At 75.7% G+C, this 18,157-nt stretch carries 14 protein-coding genes, 1 rRNA gene and 1 pseudogene; 2 read left to right on the top strand and 14 right to left on the bottom strand.

Annotated elements, in window-relative coordinates:
• Nucleotides 1-287: 287 nt before the first annotated feature.
• The 11 genes from DQE82_RS30290 to DQE82_RS30340 all read right to left on the bottom strand — a co-directional run bounded on the left by DQE82_RS30290 (nt 288) and on the right by DQE82_RS30340 (nt 13,624).
• Nucleotides 288-2,696, bottom strand: coding sequence for a hypothetical protein (locus DQE82_RS30290; protein WP_113974874.1), 2,409 nt, complete (start codon nt 2,694-2,696; stop codon nt 288-290).
• Nucleotides 2,696-3,829 carry a glycosyltransferase family 4 protein gene (locus DQE82_RS30295; RefSeq protein WP_113974875.1) on the bottom strand — a complete coding sequence of 378 codons (1,134 nt, stop codon included), beginning with the start codon at nt 3,827-3,829 and terminating at the stop codon, nt 2,696-2,698. Before DQE82_RS30295 ends, DQE82_RS30290 begins: the two co-directional genes overlap by 1 nt.
• Nucleotides 3,826-5,523 (bottom strand): murein biosynthesis integral membrane protein MurJ, encoded by a 1,698-nt coding sequence (murJ, locus tag DQE82_RS30300; RefSeq protein WP_069089177.1) that lies wholly within the window; start codon nt 5,521-5,523, stop codon nt 3,826-3,828. Before murJ ends, DQE82_RS30295 begins: the two co-directional genes overlap by 4 nt.
• 1 nt (nt 5,524) lies before the next feature.
• Complete coding sequence (locus DQE82_RS30305; protein ID WP_113974876.1) at nt 5,525-6,388, bottom strand: hypothetical protein; 864 nt, start codon at nt 6,386-6,388, stop codon at nt 5,525-5,527.
• A gap of 59 nt (nt 6,389-6,447) precedes the next feature.
• On the bottom strand, nt 6,448-7,386 hold the full coding sequence (locus tag DQE82_RS30310; RefSeq protein ID WP_069089175.1) for a copper transporter: 939 nt from the start codon (nt 7,384-7,386) through the stop codon (nt 6,448-6,450).
• 28 nt (nt 7,387-7,414) lie between these two features.
• Nucleotides 7,415-8,593 (bottom strand): putative cytokinetic ring protein SteA, encoded by a 1,179-nt coding sequence (gene steA / locus DQE82_RS30315; protein WP_030502674.1) that lies wholly within the window; start codon nt 8,591-8,593, stop codon nt 7,415-7,417.
• A 118-nt stretch (nt 8,594-8,711) separates the two neighbouring features.
• Nucleotides 8,712-10,469, bottom strand: a complete 1,758-nt coding sequence (recN, locus tag DQE82_RS30320) for a DNA repair protein RecN (protein WP_113974877.1) — start codon at nt 10,467-10,469, stop codon at nt 8,712-8,714.
• A gap of 601 nt (nt 10,470-11,070) precedes the next feature.
• Complete coding sequence (locus DQE82_RS30325) at nt 11,071-11,955, bottom strand: NAD kinase (protein WP_113974878.1); 885 nt, start codon at nt 11,953-11,955, stop codon at nt 11,071-11,073.
• Nucleotides 11,952-12,800: a TlyA family RNA methyltransferase gene (locus DQE82_RS30330; RefSeq protein ID WP_104115246.1), complete on the bottom strand. Its 849-nt coding sequence runs from the start codon at nt 12,798-12,800 to the stop codon at nt 11,952-11,954. The genes DQE82_RS30325 and DQE82_RS30330 overlap by 4 nt, the downstream gene beginning before the upstream one ends.
• 21 nt (nt 12,801-12,821) lie before the next feature.
• On the bottom strand, nt 12,822-13,049 hold the full coding sequence (locus DQE82_RS30335; protein WP_030502668.1) for a hypothetical protein: 228 nt from the start codon (nt 13,047-13,049) through the stop codon (nt 12,822-12,824).
• The gene (locus DQE82_RS30340) at nt 13,046-13,624 is read right to left on the bottom strand and encodes a phasin family protein (RefSeq protein WP_113974879.1); all 579 of its coding nucleotides are present in this window, start codon (nt 13,622-13,624) and stop codon (nt 13,046-13,048) included. Before DQE82_RS30340 ends, DQE82_RS30335 begins: the two co-directional genes overlap by 4 nt.
• A 112-nt stretch (nt 13,625-13,736) precedes the next feature.
• Here DQE82_RS30340 and DQE82_RS30345 point away from each other — a divergent pair, with 112 nt between their 5' ends.
• Nucleotides 13,737-14,072, top strand: coding sequence for an SCP2 sterol-binding domain-containing protein (locus DQE82_RS30345; RefSeq protein WP_043324901.1), 336 nt, complete (start codon nt 13,737-13,739; stop codon nt 14,070-14,072).
• Between the two features lie 42 nt (nt 14,073-14,114).
• On the opposite strand, the gene DQE82_RS30350 is transcribed toward DQE82_RS30345, so the two are convergent.
• Both DQE82_RS30350 and DQE82_RS31535 read right to left on the bottom strand, forming a co-directional pair.
• Nucleotides 14,115-15,110, bottom strand: a complete 996-nt coding sequence (locus DQE82_RS30350; RefSeq protein WP_176722855.1) for an HAD-IIA family hydrolase — start codon at nt 15,108-15,110, stop codon at nt 14,115-14,117.
• 568 nt (nt 15,111-15,678) lie between these two features.
• Nucleotides 15,679-16,207: pseudogene (locus DQE82_RS31535) on the bottom strand (Replicase polyprotein 1ab); the annotation flags it as partial.
• A gap of 57 nt (nt 16,208-16,264) precedes the next feature.
• Here DQE82_RS31535 and DQE82_RS30360 point away from each other — a divergent pair.
• Nucleotides 16,265-17,938, top strand: a complete 1,674-nt coding sequence (locus DQE82_RS30360) for a hypothetical protein (protein WP_113974881.1) — start codon at nt 16,265-16,267, stop codon at nt 17,936-17,938.
• A gap of 94 nt (nt 17,939-18,032) precedes the next feature.
• Here the strand turns inward: DQE82_RS30360 and rrf are convergent.
• A 5S ribosomal RNA gene (gene rrf, locus DQE82_RS30365) occupies nt 18,033-18,149 on the bottom strand.
• Nucleotides 18,150-18,157: the final 8 nt, after the last annotated feature.

The following is an 18,157-nucleotide window of genomic DNA, read 5'->3' on the forward strand; positions in this document are numbered from 1 at the left end:
GTCCGTAGCGGTCGTGCGAACCGCCGTGCCGATCAGACAAGTGATCACGCGATCCACGGGATTCCACGGTAACACCATCCGGACCGTGAGCCGGCGTCGCACCCGCTGTCGGCGCACGTGAGGCCCGTGCCGGCCCTCGTGCGGCGCTCTTCCGTGCCCCGTCCGGGCCCTTGATCGACACCACCCCGCCGATGTGGTGCCTTCCACAGGGCCTTGACCCCGCCACCTCCCCGATCTGGCGAGGGCGCGGCGGGGGGCGGCACGCCCGCGCGGGCAGCGCGGGCCGGTCAGCCGGCGGGGACCTCCGAGGAGGCCGGGGTCGGCTGTGCGGGGACCCGCGCCCCGGCGCCGGGCGATGCGTTCGGCGTTTCCGTGCCGGCCGGGCCCTGCCGACCCGGTCCGGCCGGCTCCCCGGCCTCCCCCGGATCGCCCACACCGTCACCGGCCGGACCGTCGCCCGCCGACCCACCATCACCAGCACCGTCACCGGCCGACGGAGCACCGTCAGGCGGGCCGCCAGCAGCGGGGCCGCCTCGGGAAGGGCTGTCCGGGCCGCCCGGTGGTACCGCGTCCGTCTCGCCGCCAGGGCGGCCGCTGTCGGGCAGCGTACGGTCGGTGGAGTGGTCGAGCACCCGCAGCGCCGACAGCGCCGCCATGGGCACCACGAGCGCCGCCGCCGCGCCGGCCACGTCCAGCGCCGAGCCGCCCAGCACGCCGCCCAGCCCGACGGCCACGCCGGTGCCGGCCATCGCGGCCCGGATCGCCGGGTAGATGCCGAACAGCCGCATCAGGCCGCCCCACGGCTGCAGCAGCGCCAGCCAGACCAGCGCCGCCCCGGCCAGGGCCAGCACGGTGAGCGGGCTGTTCACCAGCGTCTGGATGTTGGAGTCGCCGGAGCGGTGCACGGTGAGCCCCCCGGTGCCGTCGCCGAGCGCGGCCAGGAACCGGCCCAGGCTTCCCCGCTCGTCGGCGGGACGGCCCAGGTCGACCAGGGCGAAGCCGATGGTGACCGCGAGCGCGGCCATGGTGGCCCAGGCCAGTCGGCTCACGGTGAGCCAGCCGCCGGTGCAGATGGCGGCGGCGACGCTGACGCCGGCGGTGAGCGCGATCGCGCCGATCGAGTCGGCGCCCAGGTACGGGCTGCCCACGATCACCACTGCCAGTCCGCCGACGGCCACCATCACCATCGGCCGCCAGCCCTTGCGGAACCGCTGGGCGAGCCAGCCGCCGCACAGCAGTGATCCGGCGACGAACACGCCCAGCCCGACGGTGCCGAGCCCGGCGTACCGGCCGCCCTCCAGCGCGGAGTAACCGACCACGCCGTTGAGCTGCAGCCGGGAGCCGGTGAGCACGTCCACGCCGACCACGAGCGTGGCCAGCCCGGCGACCGCGCCGAGCGGGCCGAGCGTGCGCTCGTGCCCGGGGCTGAACCGGACCAGGGCGGTGCCGCCGACGACGAGCAGCGCGGTCACCGAGGCGTACCAGACGCCGGCGTGGCTGCCGCGCCACCAGGGCACGGCGTCGGCCAGCAGCGCCGCGGGCACGGCCAGCGCCGCGGCGATGAGCAGCAGCTCCACCACGGCGACGACGCGCCGGGACACCGGTTCCGGTCCGTGCGGGCCGGCGAGGCGGCGGGCCCGGCGTAGCAGCGGCAGCACCGCCACCGCGAGGGCCAGCTGGGCGGCGGCGAGCAGGGTGAAGAACCAGCCGGCGACGCGCCGCTGGGCGGCGGCCTCCCGGTCCGCGTCGGCCGACGCCTCGATCGCGGCCCGCAGGTCGTCGGGCCGGTCGTCGGCGGTGACCGCGGGACGGCCGACGAAGGCCCGTTCCGGGGCCGGCCGGTCGAGTACGGCGAGCACGGTCGGGGCCAGGTCGACCAGTTGCAGGTAGCCGGATCGGGCGGTGCTCGGCGAGGTCAGCCAGCCGCCCGTCCAGCCGGGGCCGTCGGCGATCGCGACGTGCAGCCGCGCCGGGTTGTCGGTGTCGGAGACGCCCGCGACCAGCACCAGTGAGCGCGGCGGCCGGGCGGCGAGGACCCGGGCCAGCCGGGCGTCGGCCTGCCGCGCCTGGGCGGCCCGTACGGCCGGGTCGTCGTCGTCGACGGTGCCGGCGTCGACGATGCTCAGCACGCAGGAGCCGAGCAGTTCCGCCGGGTTCTCGGGCAGCGTTGGCGCGTACCTGTCGACCCGGCCGAACGGACGGGCGGCGGCCACGGCGGCGCCCGGCCCCACCGCCACCGAGCAGCGCACCGACTCGGCCAGCGCGCCGGGCTTGGCGCCCCAGGCGAGCTGTTCCTGGTTGTGCGCCACGACGCTGGGCTGGTCGGGCAGGTTCGCGCCGATGCCGTCGGGCCGTTCCACAGTCACGCCGGCCGCCGGGCAGCCACCGCCCGGACGGGCGCCCGGCCAGGCGGCGAAGTTCCCGGCGCCGAGGGTGAGCCAGCCGTCGACGGGGCAGGTGGGCCGGTGCGCGGACCGCACCGACAGGGAGCCGATCGCGCCCTGCTCGGCCATCCGCCACAGCGTCGGCGTGTTCTCCGGGTCGACGTCGTCCCAGCGCAGGCCGGCCGCGCCGACGAGGACCACGAAGTCGGCGCCGGGCCGGTCCGCGCCGCGGTCCGGCCGGGCGGCCAGCGCGGTGATGCCCAGCGCCACCACGACCAGGGTGAGCAGGACCGGGGTCAGTCGGCGCAGCATCAGCGGTTCCCGGCGGAGTGCTGCGGTGTCAGCTCGGCGTAGAGGTCGGCGAGCGCGGCCACGGTGTCCGCCTCGGTGGGCCAGGTCGCGGCCCGGGCCAGGCCGCGCCGGCCCACCTCGGCCCGGCGTACGGGGTCGTCGAGCAGTTCGCGCACCGCCGCGTCGACGGCGTCCACGTCCCCGGGCGGCACCAGCACGGCCCCGTCGCCGACGAGCTCCGGCAGCCCGCCGACGGCGGTCGCGACGAGCGGTACGCCGGCCCGCAGCGCCTCCTGGGCGAACAGCTGCCGGGCCTCCCAGTCGCTGGTCACCACGGCGAGGTCGGCGCCGGCCAGCAGGTCCGCCACGTCGGTGCGGTGCCCGAGCAGCGTCACCGGCGCGCGGGCGGCCGAGATCCGGGCGGCCAGCGGCAGGTACGCGGGTCCGCTGCCGGCGATCACCACGACCGGGGCGGGGGTACGGGTGCGCCAGCGGGCGGCGGCGTCGATGAGCACGTCGTACCGTTTCTGCGGGTGCAGCCGACCCACCGAGAGGATCAGCGGGCGGTCGGCGGTGACGCCGAACTCGGCGCGGACGGCGGCGCGGCGGCGGCCCGGCGGCGGCAGCGTGGGCGCGGCGACCGGGGCCAGGCGCGCGTCGGCGGCGCCCAGCGCGGCGGCGCGGTCGACCAGGTCGGCGGAGGCGCCCAGCGCGACCCGCACGGACCGGGCGACGATCCGCTCGACCAGCCGGGACGCCGCGCCGCGCAGCCCTTTCGCGAGGACCGCGTTGTGCCAGGTGACGACGAGCGGCGCGGTGGGGCGGGCGAGCGCCGCGACCAGGCCGGCGCGCAGCCCGTGCGCGTGCACCACGTCGACGGGTGTGTCCGCGAGCGCCCGGCGCAGCGCGGTGACCGCGCGCGCGTCGCCCGGCGTGGGGCTGGCCGGGATCTCCACCGGGGTGAACCGGGCGCCGACGCCGGTGAAGCCGAACTGCTCCTCGGTGGCGGCCGGTCCGCACACCAGCACCGACGCTCCGGCCTCGGTGAGTCCCCCGGCGATCGAGCGCACGTGCTGCCCGACCCCGCCGGTGCTGGAGGCGAGCACGAGGGCCACCGACCCGGGCCAGCGCGGTGCGGGCGAGGCGTCCGTCATGAGGAAACGGTCTCCTTTCCGTCGCCCCGCTCGCCGGGGTGCTGCTGCGCCGGCGGGCCGTCGTCCCCGCCGGCCGGGCGTCGCCGGCGCAGCCGGCGGGTCACGGTCGCGAGCAGCGGCCGCAGGTCGCGGGCGTCGGTCAGCCAGGCGACGGCGAGGAACAGGACACCGACCACGACCCCGGACAGCATGCCCTGCGCGAGGGCCTGCGGTGTCGTCGGGGTGCCGTCACCGAGCCCGGCGAGTCCCGCCGCGACGGCCGCCCCGCCCGCTCCGGCGACCACCGCGGCGAGCAGCCCGGCGGCGCCGGCCCGGCCGATTCCGGCGAGCGCCTCGCCGCCGGCGGCACGCCGGACCGCGACGATCAGCAGCGCGCCGAGCAGCACCATGCCGGCGGACGTCGCCAGCGTCACCGCGAGGACCCGGTCGGCCAGCGGCAGCGCCTGGGCGAACAGGAGGGCGAACGCGGGCACGCTGAGCCATCCGAGCGCGGTCGCGACGGTGGCCGCGCGGGTCTCGCCGCGGGCGTACAGGGCGCGGGTGAGGACCGCGAACAGGCCGTAGCCGAGCAGGCCGGGCGCGAACCCGGCGATCCCGGCCGCGGCGGTACGCGCGTCCAGGGGGTCGGAGAAGAAGAAGTGCCCGACCGGGATCGCGGTGCCGACGAGCGCGGCGGCGCCGAGCAGGCTGAACAGCACCACGCCGCGTACCGCCGGGGCGAGCGTGTCCCGGTAGGCGCGCTCGTCGCCGGTGGCCCGGGCCGCGACGAGCGTCGGGTACGCGGCCACCGCCAGCGGCACCGCCAGCACCGCCCAGGGCAGGAAGTAGACGGTCTGGGCGAGGTTGTAGACGCCGACGTCGGCGGTCCGGCCGTAGGTGACCTGGTTGAGCGCTACCACCAGGGCGATCTGCTGGGCGGCGACGGTGACCACCCCGGCGACGGCCAGGCCACCGACCCGGGCCCGGGCGTCGGCCGGGAACCGGTAGCCCGGCCGGATCCGGAGCTTCAGCCGGCGCAGCGGGATCAGCAGCGACAGCGAGAGCACCACCACGCCGAGTGTGGTGCCGGCGGACAGCAGCAGCTCGCCGCCGCGCCCGGCCTCGCCGATCGTGGCCAGCCGCCCCTCGGTCGCGGTGAAGGCGAGGTAGACGCCGATCACGCTGATGCTCGACAGCAGCGGCGCGATGACCGGCCAGGCGAACCGGCGGTGCGCCTGGAGCACACCGGTGAGCACGATGCCCACGCCGTAGAGCGGCAGCTGCGGCGCGAAGACGCGCAGCATCCGGGCCCCGGACGCCTGCTGCGCCTCGCTGAGACCGTCTCCGATCAGGCCCGGCAGCGGGTCGGCGAAGATCGCCACCAGCACCGCCAGCGGCACCAGCAGCGTCAGCGTCCAGGTCAGCAGCGCGCCGGTGGTGGCGGCCACCGCACGCCGGTCACCGGCCTCGACCGCGCCGGCCAGCAACGGTACGACGAGACTGGCCAGCGCCCCGCCCGCGACGATCTCGAAGATGAAGTTCGGGACGTAGTTGGCCACCAGGTAGGCGCCGCCGAGGTCGCTGGTGGACAGCGTCCAGGTGAACACGGCGGTGCGGCCGAAGCCGGCGAGCCGGCTGACCACGGTGAGCACGGCGATGAGGGCGGCCGCCCCGGCGACGCGGCCGGCGGCGGCGAGAGGTGCCGGTTTCGTCACGTCAGTCGGGCAGCCGGCCCAGTTCGTCGAGGTGCCGCAGCCCCGGCGTGGACGCGATGACCTGGGTGAAGCTGACCTTCTCGCTGGCGGCGGTGAGCGCGGCGAGCACGGCCAGCACACCGGCGCGGCCCAGCGGCCCGGTACGCGCGGCCAGGCTCACGCCCAGCAGCGCACCGAGCGCGTTCGCGCCGCTGTCCCCGACCATCACCCGTTCGCCCAGGTCGTCCCCGACCAGCGCGGCCGACGCGCCCACCGCGCCGGCCGCGACGCCGCCGTGCGGGCCGGTGGTCAGCGGCACGCCGAGCAGCATGCCGGACTTCAGCGCCCGGCCGGGCCGCAGGTCGAGCAGGTTGACCAGGTTGGCGGTGCCGGCCACCACGCCGGCGCCGAGCAGCACGTCGAGCCCGCGGCCGACCGCCCCGGCCCGCCGGCGGCGCGGGTGCGCGGCGACCCGCCGGTCGGCGGCGAGCAGCGCCGCGGCGGCGAGCCCGGCCACACCGACCCCGGCGACCTTCACCATGCCGGCGGTGACCTGGCCCTCGCGCAGCGCGGCGAGGTGCCCGGCGAAGCCCTTGGCGGCCTTCTGCTCAGGGCGTGCGCCGACCACGTCGTCGTAGAGGCCGACAGCGCCCGCACCGAGTCCGGCGACGAGCGCGGCGGCGCCGGCCGGTGCGCTGCCGGCGCCCAGCGCGCCGCCGGTCGCCGCGCCCACGGCGAGGGCCGGACCGGCGGCCAGGGTCACCGTGCGGCCCCGGTAATTGGTGCGCTCCAGCGCCGGCCCGCCCGGCGACGTGCGCGTCTGGCGCAGCGTGTAGCGGGCGGCCAGCACCCCCGCGCCCACGGCGAGCAGCCGACCCAGTCTCACGGGACCTCCTCGATCCGGACTTCGAACGCGACGCGGCACGGACCGGGCGGCCCGAGCGGTCACCGGGGCAGTGTAGGCACCCGGGAGGCGGCGTTGTCGCCCACGCCGTACTGGCCGGTCTTCTTCTCGGTGAGCTGCTGCGCCAGGGCGAGGCTGGTGGCCAGCTGGCCCTGCACGGTGTTGGCGTTGTCGACGGTGGAGATGGTCTGCGACAGCACCGGGTCGCCGCGGACCACGGAGACCAGGTTCCCGCCGGTCGAGCCCATGCCGGCGACCACGAGCGCGCCGGCCCGGTCGAACTCCACGGCGATCTTCACCACCGACTCGTCCTTCTTGGCCGAGTCCTTGTCCACGTACGGCTGGCCGGTGACCATCACGACCGCCTCGGCGGCGGTGGAGATCTTGTCCGCCGGGGTGAGGTAGCCGGCGGTGGCGTACTGCTCCAGCACCGTGCGCCGGTCGGTCTCGCTGGCCGCCGGGGTGCCCGCGGGACGGTCGACCAGGACGTTCGCCAGCAGCGCGCTCGAGGTCTCCACGCCGTGCCCGTTGCCGGGCAGGTTGATGGCGGGGGACGTGTTCGGCCGGGCGGTGACCGCCAGTTCCAGCAGGTTGTTGTTGCTGTCCGGGTTGACGAACTTGTCCTGCACGTCGATGCGGCCGGTGACGTCCGCGCCGGCGGTCTGCAGCATCTTCACCACGCCCTCGGCCTGGTCGCGGCCGCTGGGCAGGGTGAGCACCAGCACCCGACGGCCGGTCAGCTTGCCGGGCAGGACGAGCTGGGCCACCTCGGCGGCGAAGTCCTCCTCGGTCTCCAGCTGCTTCTGCATGCTGTTGACCGACTGGCGCATCAGCGAGTTGTCCTTGCGCAGGCCGTTGACGTTCTCCCGGAGCGAGTCGGCGACCGGCCCGTTGAGGGCGGCCGTGCCGACCACCAGGCCGATCGCCAGCGCCAGGAACACCGCGGTCAGGGACACCACGTGGTAGCGAAAGTTGATCACGCTTGCAGCCTCTTGATCGTCGGGGGAGCTAGAAGAGCTGGCCGAGCTGGAACACGAAATTGTCCCACCATTCGGAGACCACGCCCAAATACGCCTTCCCGACGGTGGAGACCGCCACCGCGGAGGCCATCGCGGCCACCGCCGACAGGACCAGCAACAGCAGCGACGAACCGGAGATGCTCTGCCGGTAGAGCCGGCTGACGCCCTTGGCGTCGACCAGCTTGCCGCCCACCTTCAGCCGGGTCAGGAACGTCGACGCCATGCCGCCGCGCCCCTTGTCCAGGAACTCCACCAGGGTGGCGTGGGTGCCGACGGCCACCAGCAGCGACGCGCCCTTCTCGTCGGCCAGCAGCATGGCGAGATCCTCGCTGGTGGCCGCCGCCGGGAACGTGATCGCCGGTACGCCGAGCCCGTTGACCCGGGCCAGGCCGGGCGCCCGCCCGTCCGGGTAGGCGTGCACGATCACCTCGGCGCCGCAGCGCAGCACGTCGTCGGTGACCGAGTCCATGTCGCCGATGATCATGTCCGGGGTGTAGCCCGCCTCGACCAGCGCGTCGGCCCCGCCGTCGACGCCGATCAGCACCGGCTTGAACTCCCGGATGTACGGGCGCAGCACGTCCAGGTCGGCCTTGTAGTCGTAGCCGCGCACCACGATCAGGCAGTGCCGGCCCTGGATCTGGGTCTGGATCTCCGGCACGCCGACGCCGTCGAGCAGCAGATCGCGTTCCTGCCGCAGGTAGTCCATCGTGTTGGCGGCGAACGCCTCCAACTGCACCGACAGGCCCTCCCGGGCGTCGGCCATCGACTTGGCCACGGTCTCGGCGTCCTGCAACGTGCCGTGCGCGACCGGCTCCTCGCCGACGAACACGGTGTTGCCCTCGATGCGGACCCGGTCACCCTCGCGGACCTGCTCGAAGACGCTCTCGCCGAGATCGTCCAGCAGCGGGATGCCGGCCGAGATCAGCACCTCCGGGCCGAGGTTGGGATAGCGGCCGGAGACCGACGGCTTGGCGTTGAGCACCGCCGCCACACCCACCGCGACGAGCGAGTCGGCCGCCACCCGGTCCAGGTCGACGTGGTCGATGACCGCGATGTCGCCGGGGCGCAGCCGCCCGACCAGCCGTTTCGTCCGGCGGTCGAGGCGCGCGGTGCCGACGATGGAGCCCGGCTCCGGGTTCCGGCTCCGGCGCAGTATGGGTAGACGCATCGTGACCATCCTGGCATGTGAGGCAGGTTTTGCTGTCGCGACATGCCTGAGCAGGGCCGCCTACCCAGGGAAGCACACCGGAACCCGCGCCGGTGTGCTTGCGCTCACAATCGGGGTATCACGGACGCCTTTCCTTGGCCGCCACGGCCAGGAGCTCCTCGGCATGGGCGATACCCAGATCCGAGTCCGGCAAACCGGCGAGCATCCGGGCCAGTTCCCGGGCGCGCTCGGTGTCCTCCACCACGCGCACCCCGCTCGTGGTGACCGCTCCCCCGGTGTCCTTGGCCACCACCAGGTGCCGGTCGGCGAACGCGGCGACCTGCGGCAGGTGGGTGACCACGAGCACCTGATGACTGCGGGCCAGCCGGGCCAGCCGGCGGCCGATCTCCACCGCGGCCTGACCGCCGACACCCGCGTCGACCTCGTCGAACACCAGCGTGGGCGGGCCGCCGGAACCGGCGAAGACCACCTCGATGGCGAGCATCACCCGGGACAGCTCGCCGCCGGAGGCGCCCTTCTGCAACGGCAGCGCCGGCGCGCCCGGGTGGGCCAGCAGCCGCAGCTCCACCTCGTCGGCGCCGTCCGCGCCGACGCCGGTCTCGACACCGTTGACCGGCAGGCTCGGCTCGGACCGGCCCGCCGGACGCGGCAGCACCGCCACCTCGATCCGGGCGTGCGGCATGGCCAGCCCGGCCAGCTCGACGGTGACCTCCTCGGCGAAGCGGACCGCGGCCTCCCGCCGGGACGCCGACACCCGGCCGGCGAGGTCGGCCACCTCACCGGCGAGCCGGGTGGCCTCGCGGTCCAGCTCGTCCAGCAGTTCGTCGGAGGTGTCCAGATCGGACAGCCGCGTGCGGGCCCGCTCGGCCCACGCCACCACGCCGTCGACGTCGTCGGCGTACTTGCGGGTGAGCCCGCGCAACGCGGCCCGCCGCTCGTAGACGGTCTGCAGGCGGGCCGGGTCGGCGTCCAGCGCGGCCAGGTAGGTGGACAGCTCCGCGGCCACGTCGGTGACCAGCGTGGCGGCCTCCTCCAGCCGGGCCGCCAGCTCGCCCAGCGCCGGGTCGGTGCCGGCCTGCGCCTCCAGCGTGCGCCGCGCGGTGCCCAGCAGCGCCGTCGCGTCCGGCGCGTCGTCGGCCGCCTCGACGCCGCCGGCCACGCACTGCTGCGCCACCTGCGCGGCGGTACGCAGCCCCTCGGCGTGCTCCAGCCGCTGCGCCTCCGCCTTCAGCTCGTCGTCCTCCCCCGGCTGCGGATCGACCCGGGTGATCTCGTCCAGGCCCAGCCGCAGCAGGTCGGCCTCCTGGTTGCGTTCGCGCGCGTTGCGCCGCCGGTCGGCCAGGTCGTCGACGACGGTGCGCCACCGGGCGTACGTCTCGCGCAGCGCGTCGAGCAGCTTCTCGTGCTCGGGCCCGGCGAACCGGTCGAGCGAGGCGCGCTGCTCGGCCGGGCGCAGCAGCCGCAGCTGGTCGGACTGGCCGTGCACGGCCAGCACCTGCTCGCCGACCTCACCGAGCGTGGACACCGGCATGGCCCGCCCGCCCAGGTGCGCGCGGGAACGCCCCTCGATGGTCACGGTGCGGCTGAGCAGCAGCGAGCCGTCCTCGTCGGGCTCACCACCGGCGTCGAGGATGCGGGCATGCACCGACTCGGCCACCCGCCCACCGAGGCGCAGCCGGCCCTCCACCACGGCGCGGCCCGGCTGGGCGCGCACCCGGCCGGCGTCGGCGCGGCCGCCGAAGAGCAGGCCGAGGCCGGTCACCACCATGGTCTTGCCGGCGCCGGTCTCGCCGGTGATGACGTTCATCCCCGCGGCCAGCGGCAGCGTGGTGTCCTCGATGACGCCCAGTCCGGTGATGCGCAGCTCTTCCAGCACAGCACCCGACAGTAGCCCCGCCGTGTGACAGTTGACCAGCCGGCAGGTCGAGCCGCGGGCACCCGACCCCGGACGAGGAGGAGCTCCACCGCAGCCCGGTACGGGCGAAGACGGCCCGGGCCGGTGAGTTCGCGCAGCGGCTGGGCCGCCGACCGGCCGTGGTGGACGGTCGCACCGCGACCTGCCCACTGGTGCACGGCGGCCGGCCGACCTGATGGCCGCCGTACCGGCGACACGTCGCCAGGTGGACACGAGCGCAGCGCGGTAGAGGGCCGGGACGCCGGAGATCGCGTCGCCCAGCTCGCGCGCCGCCGCTTCCTCCGGCGGCGGCTGCACGACCTGTCCGCCCGACCGGGGTCGACACCCGATCGGGCGCGGCGCGCCGGTCCGCCCGCCGCGGCCGGCTACGACACTCCGGCGTCCCGACCGTCGCGGCCCCGACCACCCCCTGGCCGAGCCCGCGACATCCGGGCCACGCATCCGGAAGCGGCGGGCCTCACCGCCGCACCCGGACTCACCTCATCGCGGCCCGTACGCCCACCGTAACGTGCGCGGCGGCCCGGACCGGTGGTCCGAACGGAGGTTTCCGCTGATCCGTCGGTCAGCGACGGTTGCCCCGCCAGCCCTGGACGGGCAGGTCGAACTTGGCCACCAGCCGGTCGGTGAACGGACGCGCCCGCAACCGAACGATGCGCACCGGCAACGTGCCCCGGCGCACCGTGACCCGGGCGCCCGGCGGCAGGTCGTAGACACGCCGGCCGTCGCAGCAGAGCACCGCGAGGGTGGTGAACGGGTCGACGGTGATGACGAACGTCGACGTCGGCGCGGTCACCAGCGGGCGGCTGAACAGCGCGTGCGCGCTGATCGGCACCAGCAGCAGCGCCTCCACCTCGGGCCAGACCACCGGCCCGCCGCCGGAGAACGCGTACGCGGTGGAGCCGGTCGGGGTCGCGCAGATCACGCCGTCGCAGCCGTACCGGGACAGCGGCCGGCCGTCCACGTCGACGAGCAGCTCCAGCATCTGGGCGCGCTCGCCCTTCTCCACGCTGATCTCGTTCAGCGCCCACGACTCGATGGTCGGCCCGCCGTCGAACTCGGCGGTGGCGTCCAGCGTGAGCCGTTCGTCCACGCTGTAGTTACGCTCGACCACGTCACGTACCGCGGTGTCCAGGTCGTCGATCTCCGCCTCGGCGAGGAAGCCGACCTTGCCCAGGTTGATGCCCAGCAACGGGACCTTCGTCGGACGGGCCAGCTCGGCCGCGCGCAGGAACGTGCCGTCCCCGCCCAGCGCGAAGACGATCTCGGCGCCCTCGGCCGCCTCCGGGCCGGTCACCGGCACCACACCGGGCAGGTCCAGGTCGTCGGCCTCCTCGGCCACCACCCGCACCTCGAAACCGGCGGCGATCAGGTCGGCGGCCACCGCCCGGGCGTGCTCGGTGCTGCGTCGACGGCCGGTGTGCGTCACCAGCAGCGCGGTGCGGCTCACCCGGACACCTCCTCGGTCGTGGCCGCCGTGGTGGCGGCGCCCTGCGGGCCGGCGGCCACCACCGCGCGGACCCGCTCCGGGTCCGCGGCGGGCGCGTCCCCGCGCAACCATACGAAGAACTCGACGTTGCCGCTCGGCCCGGGCAGCGGGCTGGCCGCCACTCCGGCGAGGCCGAGGCCGAGCCCGGCGGCCGCGGCGGCCACGTCGAGCACCGCCTCGGCGCGCAGCGCCGGATCGCGGACCACGCCGCCGGCGCCGACGCGCTCCTTGCCGACCTCGAACTGCGGCTTGACCATCAGCGCCAGGTCGCCGCCGGGGCCGGTGCACGCGGCCAGCGCCGGCAGCACCAGACGCAGCGAGATGAACGACAGGTCGGCCACCGTCAGGTCGACCGGACCGCCGATCGCCTCCGGCGTGAGCGTACGCACGTTCGTACGCTCGAACACCCGGACCCGCTCGTCGGTGCGCAGCGACCAGGCGAGCTGCCCGTAGCCGACGTCCACGGCGACCACCTCGGCCGCGCCGCCGCGCAGCAGCACGTCGGTGAACCCGCCCGTCGACGCGCCCGCGTCCAGGCAGCGCCGGCCGGTGACGGTCAGCCCGCCGGGGGCGAACGCGGCGAGCGCGCCGGCCAGCTTGTGGCCGCCCCGGGAGACGTACTCGTCGGCCGGGTCCTCTCCGGTCACCAGCAGCGGATCGGCCGGGTCGACCATCGCCGCGGGCTTGCGTGCCCGCACTCCGCGCAGCTGGACGCGACCGGCCTCCACGAGCGCGGCGGCCTGTTCCCGGGAGCGGGCCAGCCCGCGCCGGACCAGTTCGGCGTCCAGCCGGGTACGACGAGCCATCAGGTGTGTCTCCGCCTCTGCTCAGGCCTGGTCGATGGTGGCGAGGGTCTCGCGCAGCGTCTCGTACGCCGCCTCGTACTGGGCGATCTGGTCGGCCGGGGCGAGCGCCTCGGCGTTGGCCATGCCGAGCACCGCTGCGTCCACCGCCGGATGCCGCGCCTCGCCGACCTCCTCGGCCGGCGCGGGGCGTACCCCCGGGGGTGGTCCGGGCCGCGGGCCCGGCGGCGGACCGGGCCGCGGCGCGGTCACGAGCCGGCCGCCCGGCGGCCGGTGGCCTTCCTCGCCGGCCGGGCGGGCGCGGCGGGCGAGCCGTCGGCGGGGGTACGGGCCATGGTGGCGGGCGGCTTCTTCGCGATCGCCTTCTTGGCCACCGTCTTCTTCGCCACCGCCTTCGTCGGCGCCGTCGCCGCGGACTCGGCGGTCGGCGGCACGGTCGCGCCGGACGGCGCGGTGGCGGTCCCGGCCGGTGCGGCGGCGGGCTCGGACGATCCGGCGGGCGGCGTCTCGCCGGGCCCGAGGTTGCCGCGCGCCTCGCGTAGCTGCCGCTCCAGGTCGTGCACCCGGCGGGTCAGCTCGGCGACCTCGTCGGCGGTGGCCAGCCCGACCGCGCCCAGCGCCCGGTCGACCTCGAAGCGGACCAGCTTGGTCAGCGACTCCCGGTTCGCCAGGCCGGTGGCCACCAGCTCCTCGGCGAGCGTCTGGATCTGGGCGGCGGTCGCGCCACCCTGACCGACGACGCGCATGACCGCGTCCTGTGCCTTCTTCCGGGGCGCCTCCGTCAGGCCCATGGCCAGCTCGAGGTAGGCGCGCCACGCGTCCTGCATGCCTGAGTCCTTCCGCGGGGCGAGGTGTGCAGGTGCCACGCTACCGGGCACCCCGGACGCCCCATTGCGGTACGGTGCCGGGAAACGGCGTGGTTCGTGGTGAGGAGACGATGTGGCCAGCGTGGACGAGTGCCGGCAGGCGTTGCAGGACCTGGCCGCGCGGCTGGACCGCAACGCCGAGGCGCAGGGACGCATCGACCTGGACCGCACGCTGGCCTGCCGGATCACCGATCTCGGCACCGCGTTCCACGGGCGGCTGGAGGGCGGGCGGCTGGTCGACCTGGCCGACGGCGACGACCCGAAGGCGAAGATCGCGCTGAGCACCGGCAGTGACGACCTGGTCGCGCTGGTGAACGGCCGGCTCGACGTGATGTCGGCGGTCGCGTCCCGGCGGGTCTCGATCAAGGCGAACCCGTTCGACCTGATGAAGCTCCGCAAGCTGCTCTAGCCGGTCCACCGCGACCGCGCCGCCGTCGGGGTGCTTCGCCGCTCAGCCGTCGAGGCCGAACGCGGCGAGCGCCTCCGCCGCCGCCGGGGACTGCGCCCGCACGCGCGGCCCGGCCGACGCCGACCAGGCCACCGCGCAGAGCGCGGCGAGCGCCTCCAGCGGCGGTCCCGCGCCGTCGAGCACGAGGTCCGCGCCGGCTTCCGCCACCGACCAGCCGCCGGCGGTCGCCCGGCCCGGCACCGCCACCACCGCGTCCGGGTCGAAGAGCCCCGCCAGGTCGAACGAGACGTACGCGGGGCGGCGCTCCTCGGGCGCGGCCAGCAGCTCGGCGGCGTCGCTGACCCCGGTGAGCACCAGCAGGCTGTCCAGCCCGGCCCGGCGGGCGCCCTCGATGTCGGTGTCCAGCCGGTCCCCCACCACGAGCGTGCGCCCGGCCCCGGCCCGGCGCGCGGCGGTGGTGAACAGCGCCGGCTCCGGCTTGCCCACCACCACGTCGGGGTCGCGGCCCAGCGCGGTACGCAGCACCGCGACCAGCGAGCCGTTGCCCGGCAGCGGGCCGCGCGGGCTGGGCAGGGTGCGGTCGGTGTTCGTGGCGTACCACGGCGCGCCCGCGCGTACCGCCAGGGACGCCTCGGCCAGGTCGGACCAGCCGACCTGCGGACCGTAGCCCTGGGCCACGGCGGCGGGCTCCTCGTCGACGGTGGACACCGGCCGCAGGCCGACCGCGCGCAGCTCGGCCCGCAGCGCCTCCGCGCCGACCACGAGCACCGGCGCGCCCTCGGGCAGCCGGTCCCGGAGCAGCTCGGCGGTGGCCGCCGCGGAGGTGAGCACCTCCGCCGGCTGCGCCGGGACGCCCATGCCGGTGAGCAGGTCGGCGACCTCGCTGGAGCGCCGGGAGGCGTTGTTCGTCGCGTACGCGACGGCGCGCCCCTCGGCGTGCAGCCGGCCGACCGCCTCGACCGCGCCCGGGATGGGCCGGTCGATCAGGTAGATGACGCCGTCCAGGTCGAAGACGACAAGCGAGTACGCGTCGACCAGCCGGCCGGCCGCTCCGGCGCGGACGGGTCGCCCCTGGTCCGCGCTGGTAGCGGTGTCCCTGCCGTACCCGGTCACCGGCGCTCCGCCGCCTCGCCCTCGCCGGACGCGGCGTCGCCCGGTGCGGGCCGGTCGGCGTCGGCCTTGTCGGCCGGGGTGACGTCGGTGGCGTCCGCAGCCGCGACGGTGCTGCCCGGCGTGGCGGTGTCCGCGGTCGACGTGGCGGTGTCCTCGGACGTCGTGGCGGCGGTCGGGGCGCCGGTGGCGAGCGAGCCGGCCTCGGCGTCGGTCAGCTCGTCGTCGGTCAGGTCGCCCGCGTCACGGTCCCGGTAGCCGGCCCGTGCCGCGTCGCCGCCGGTGCCCGACACGACGTCGTCGCTCAGCCGCGCGTCGTCCTCACGGTCGTCGTCATCGTCATCGTCATCGTCGTCATCGTCGTCGTCATCGTCGTCGTCATCGTCGTCGTCATCGTCGTCGTCATCGTCGTCGTCATCGTCGTCGTCATCGTCGTCGTCATCGTCGTGGTCATCGTCATCGTCGTCGTCGGCCGACGCCTCGGACGTGTCCGCGTCGTCCTCGGGCTCGTCGTCGCCCTCGATGACCACGCCGTCCAGCTCCAGCAGCCGCTCGGCGGCGTCGGTCTCCCCCTCGGAGTCGACGTCGGCGGCCCGGGAGAACCACTCCCGCGCCTCCTCGCGCCGGTCCACCGCCAGCAGCGCGTCCGCGTACGCGTAACGCAGTCGCGCCGCCCACGGCTCGGTCGAGTCGCCGGTCAGTTCGCGGACCTGCAGCATCGCCACGGCCGCGTCCTTCTGCCCGAGGTCGCCGCGCGCGCCGGCGGCCACGATGAGCAGTTCGATCGCGACGGCCTGGTCGAGCTTGTCCCGGTCGGCGCCGCGGAACAGGTCGATCGCCCGCTCCGGCCGGCCCAGCGCCCGCTCGCAGTCGGCCAGCACGGCCAGGTGGCTCTGCAGACCGCTCATCCGGTGGTACGTCCGCAGCTCGGCGATGGCCGTCTGCCACTCACCGGCGTGGTACGCGGCCAGTCCGACGGCCTCCCGCACGGCGGCGATCCGCGACGCGAGCCGGCGGGCCGCCATGGCGTGCGCCAGCGCCAGCGTCGGGTCCTCGTCGATCAGCAGCCCGGTCGCGACCAGGTGCCGGGCAACCGTCTCCGCAACCGGCTTGGCGAGGGAGAGCAGTTCCGCCCGGACGGCCGAGTCGAGGTCGCTCGCGACGACCTCGTCCGGCAACTCCGGCGCCTCACCGGTACGCCCTTCGCCGCGCTCGTCCCGGCGCTCCCGCTGCGGACCGAAGTTGCCACGGCGGTCGTCGCCGCCCGGCCGGTCACCGTAGCCACGGCGCTCACCGTCCCGCTCGCCCCGGAAGCCGCCCGGCCGACGGTCGTCACGACGGTCGTCGCGGCGGAAGCCACCCTCACGGCGCTCGCCACCGCGGAAACCGCCCTCACGACGCTCGCCGCCTTCGCGACGGTCACCACCACGGAAGCCGCCCTCACGGTCTCCACCACGGAAACCGCCCTCACGACGCTCGCCGCCTTCGCGACGGTCACCACCACGGAAGCCGCCCTCACGGTCTCCACCACGGAAACCGCCCTCACGGCGCTCACCACCGCGGAAGCCGCCCTCACGACGCTCGCCGCCCTCACGACGGTCACCACCACGGAAGCCACCCTCACGGTCTCCACCACGGAAACCGCCCTCACGGCGCTCACCACCGCGGAAGCCACCCTCACGGTCTCCACCACGGAAACCGCCCTCACGGCGCTCACCACCGCGGAAGCCGCCTTCACGACGCTCGCCGCCCCGGAAACCGCCCTCGCGACGCTCACCACCGCGGAAACCGCCGTCACGGTCACCGCTCCGGAAGCCACCCTCACGACGGTCACCGCCGCGGAAACCGCCCTCGCGGTCGCCACCGCGGAAACCACCCTCACGACGCTCACCACCGCGGAAACCGCCTTCCCGACGGTCACCGCCGGCGAAGCCACCCTCACGACGCTCTCCGCCACGGAAGCCGCCGTCACGGTCGCCGCCCCGGAAGCCGCCTTCACGACGGTCACCACCGCGGAAACCGCCTTCCCGACGGCCACCGCCGGCGAAGCCACCCTCACGACGGTCACCGCCGCGGTAGCCGCCGTCGCGGGTGCCGGCCTCACGGCGGTCACCGCCCCGGAAGCCGCCCTCGCGACGCTCACCGCCCCGGTAGCCGCCGTCACGGGCACCACCTTCACGGCGGTCGCCACCGCGGAAGCCGCCCTCGCGATCGCCACTGCGGAAGCCACCCTCACGGCGGTCACCACCACGGAAGCCACCCTCACGGCGGTCGCCGCCACGGGCGCCACTGTCACGGTCGCTGCCGCGGAAGCCGCCATCACGGTCGCCGCCCCGGAACCCGCCTTCGCGACGGTCGCCGCCCGGACGGCTTCCGCTCCGGAAGCCACCCTCACGGTCTCCACCACGGAAACCGCCCTCGCGACGCTCACCACCGCCGAACCCGCCTTCACGACGGTCGCCACCGCGGAAGCCGCCCTCGCGATCGCCACTGCGGAAGCCGCCCTCGCGGCGGTCACCACCACGGAAGCCACCTTCACGGCGGTCACCACCACGGAAGCCACCCTCGCGACGGTCGCCACCACGGGCGCCACTGTCACGGTCACCACCGCGGAAGCCGCCCGGGCGGTCGTCGCGGCCACCCCGGTACGAGGGACGGTCATCGCGACGGCCGTCGCGGCCGGCGTCACCACGCCCCTGGCCACGGTCGGCGCGATCCTCGTAACGACGGGGGCGGTCCCCGCCCTGGGGTCCTGAGCTCACAGGTACATCCTTCCTGATGGCGTTTCCGCCGAGAACGCTAACGCAGTCGAGGGCCGCCCCTGCTGGGGCGGCCCTCGACTGGAAGATTGTCCGGCGGTGTCCTACTCTCCCACACCCTCCCGAGTGCAGTACCATCGGCGCTGGAGGGCTTAGCTTCCGGGTTCGGAATGTGACCGGGCGTTTCCCCTCCGCCATGACCGCCGTAACTCTATG

It is taken from the genome of Micromonospora sp. LHW51205 (assembly GCF_003315815.1).
Taxonomy (GTDB): Bacteria; Actinomycetota; Actinomycetes; order Mycobacteriales; family Micromonosporaceae; genus Micromonospora; species Micromonospora chalcea.